Annotated in this window: 5 protein-coding genes; 2 read left to right on the top strand and 3 right to left on the bottom strand. The window is 60.9% G+C overall.

Features of this window, described 5'->3' with window-relative positions:
• A partial coding sequence (locus tag D8M36_RS09980) for a hypothetical protein (protein ID WP_193877155.1) occupies positions 1-485 on the bottom strand: 485 nt, incomplete at its 3' end.
• A 571-nt stretch (positions 486-1,056) separates the two neighbouring features.
• Complete coding sequence (locus tag D8M36_RS09975) at positions 1,057-1,203, bottom strand: hypothetical protein (RefSeq protein WP_193877152.1); 147 nt, start codon at positions 1,201-1,203, stop codon at positions 1,057-1,059.
• A gap of 4 nt (positions 1,204-1,207) precedes the next feature.
• Here D8M36_RS09975 and D8M36_RS10255 point away from each other — a divergent pair, with 4 nt between their 5' ends.
• Both D8M36_RS10255 and D8M36_RS10250 read left to right on the top strand, forming a co-directional pair.
• A complete protein-coding gene (locus D8M36_RS10255; RefSeq protein ID WP_202974894.1) occupies positions 1,208-1,594 on the top strand; it encodes an RNase H family protein in 387 nt (128 codons plus the stop codon).
• Positions 1,595-1,658: 64 nt separating this feature from the next.
• On the top strand, positions 1,659-1,868 hold the full coding sequence (locus D8M36_RS10250; RefSeq protein ID WP_202974893.1) for a hypothetical protein: 210 nt from the start codon (positions 1,659-1,661) through the stop codon (positions 1,866-1,868).
• Between the two features lie 613 nt (positions 1,869-2,481).
• On the opposite strand, the gene D8M36_RS10500 is transcribed toward D8M36_RS10250, so the two are convergent.
• A partial coding sequence (locus D8M36_RS10500; protein ID WP_126848193.1) for an LPXTG cell wall anchor domain-containing protein occupies positions 2,482-2,594 on the bottom strand: 113 nt, incomplete at its 5' end.

Raw genomic sequence — 2,594 nt, 5'->3', positions numbered from 1 at the left:
GCGGCAGCAGCTTCGTCTGCGGTGGCCTGTGCCTGGTCGGCTTCGGCTTGTGCCTGGTCGGCGGCGTCCTGGAGCTTCTTGGCGTCGGCTGCGGCGGCGTCGGCTGCGGCAGCAGCTTCGTCTGCGGTGGCCTGTGCCTGGTCGGCTTCGGCTTGTGCCTGGTCGGCGGCGTCCTGGAGCTTCTTGGCGTCGGCTGCGGCGGCGTCGGCTGCGGCAGCAGCTTCGTCTGCGGTGGCCTGTGCCTGATCAGCTGCGGCCTTCGCCTGGTCAGCGGCAGCCTGAGCCTCTTCCGCGGTGGGCTGGCCCGTGGTCATGCCACCTTCGGTAGCGCATGCGTTCGTAGCGGCAAGGGCGGAAGTGCCAACAACGCCGGAGGTGCCGAGGACGGCGCCGACGGCAAGGGCTGCAGCACCGCGGCGCCACATGGGGGTAACTGAGGATTCCGCGCGGTGGCTGTTCCGCTTACGGAAAGCATCGAAGACCATGAGTTCTCCAACTTTCTGTGCTTGGGGAGTTAAAGGATTCGCCGCACAACACCTGTTGCGGGCATCCACGCTCAACGCTAATTGCTTCTAGACCATTTGTGAAGTGGGCAATTTCCCTAGAGGTGCCAAGCCCCGTGTGGGCATGCGTGAGACGTCCGGCAGGTAGTCGCGGTCGAAGCGGAGTTGACTGGCGGGAGAGGATTCGCGCATAGCTCGCACGTGGAGAAACATTGGTATATCGATTGTTACGGTTTTATTACGGATAAGCGGGGCGCGCGAATGGGTGGCGCCGGTGGAGCTGTTACGCGAACTCGCACGTCACAGCGTTGCGAAGGCCTTGCTTCTTAGTGGAATGGTTGGTCGCTAAGAATAGGAAAGCAGTCTTGTGGAAACGAAAAAGAAAAAAGAAATAGAAGGAAATATTCGAACATATCCACCAAGCGTTTAGCGTTTTATAACTTACTCGGAGGAAAGCAAGGCCGACCGGGGCGTCTCATGGGTGCCGCCGATCGGCCTTGGTAACAAAATCGTTATTGTGACAAAGAGTGACGTGAGGACCTAAGTCCACTTCTCATCCGAGCCACGCTTCCGCAAGCAGGCGCTGGCTCTCATACCGCTCCGCGGGGTCATGGAAGTAGTTCGAGACGATGAACTCGTCGGCGTGAGTCTCCTCCGCGAGGCGCGAAAGCTCGGCCTCAACCTTCTTCGGGGAACCCACCGCTGTGTGCGAACTGCTCAGTCAAAGCTGTGAAGCCGGTCGCGCGGCCGAGGACCTCGTGATTCTGTGCGATTCGCAGTACGTCATCAATTCGGTCACGAAGTGGATGCCCGGCTGGAAAAAGAAGGGCTGGAAGAAAAAGGACGGCAAGCCCGTGCTCAACGTCGAGCTCATGCAAGCGATCGATCGTGAGATGCAGGGCCGCAGCGTGCGCTTCGAGTGGGTGAAAGGGCATGCGGGCCACGAGATGAACGAGGCCGCTGACGAGCGCGCCCGGGCCGCGGCGACCGCCTACCAGAAGGGCACGGCGCCGAACGTGGGGCCCGGTTTCACGGGTGCTGTTCCGCACGGTTCCGACGCCTGCCAGCCTCGAGCGCTCCCTGTGGTGTGAAAGCGCGTCTCCGCTTGAGAGCCTCGGCGAGGATTCTCATTTAATTGATACCCGCGCCCGTGCGATGAGCATCGAGCAATGGGCGACGGGGGTCGAGGCTCTTCGTGGCCGCGGCGTGGAGCTTTGCGGTGAGGTGACGTCGTGCGAGGTCGGCCCGCATCTCCACCTGACCGACACGGTGCTCGAAGCTGCCGGCAGGACCTTTCGGATCGTGACCCTGTGGAGTGGCGAGAACCCTCGGATCCTCCACCAGCAGTGGAGCGCACTTAGCTGAGGTGGGCTTCCGGGAGCTCCACGCGGAACGTCGCGCCGCCGCCGTGCGCGGCGGCGGCAGGGATGCCCTCGGGCGTGGGTGGCATGATGTGATCGCCCCGTCGCACAGAAGAACCCTCGCACGAACCCTTTTGAACTACTCGCCACTAGTCGGTAACTGATTTCTCAGTCCAACTAATGGGGAGCAGTTCATTTGTGGTGCGGGGGTTCTTTTGCTCTCCAGGTCGTTTGTTGACCAGCGCTTTTTGGGGAGTGGCGTCGCGGAATCGTGCTATATCTGTAGTAAGGCCTCGGAGACGTTAGATTTGGCTAGAGGTTTTAGATATCGCTCGCGAACGATGAGCCCAGTGTGCCGTGACGAATGCACGATGCCCGGAGTCGGTATTTTCTCGATGTTAAGCCAGTTAACGTCGGGTTGGTCGACCACGACTTAAATCAAGACCGCTTAAAAACCGTAGTTGTTGAGATATTTATTCGTACGGAGCTCGAGGTGCCTGACCTTAGCTATGCATATTTCTGCGTGTATGCGTCGATATTAAAGGGGTGTGGCCCCCATTCCCGAGGGAGTGGGGGCCACACTGTGTTCAGCTAGTGAACGGCGGTGAGGTGTGAGCTCACTGCTCGTTCTTGCGGCGGCGGGTCACGAGAGCCGCACCACCAGCGAGGAGCGAGGCCGCAGCGGCGAGGAGGCCGCCGGTCTCAGCACCGGTGCGCGGGAGGGCGTGCC

It is taken from the genome of Dermabacter sp. HSID17554, assembly GCF_003989295.1.
In the GTDB taxonomy this organism is placed as follows: Bacteria; Actinomycetota; Actinomycetes; order Actinomycetales; family Dermabacteraceae; genus Dermabacter; species Dermabacter vaginalis.
Note: the sequence above shows the minus strand (reverse complement) of the source record. Positions and strands in the feature narration are given on the sequence as shown.

Bases quoted from the DNA above. Each gene is read 5' to 3' on its own strand.
- D8M36_RS10250 (WP_202974893.1), top strand. From the start codon at position 1,659: ATGAGCATCGAGCAATGGGCGACGGGGGTCGAGGCTCTTCGTGGCCGC.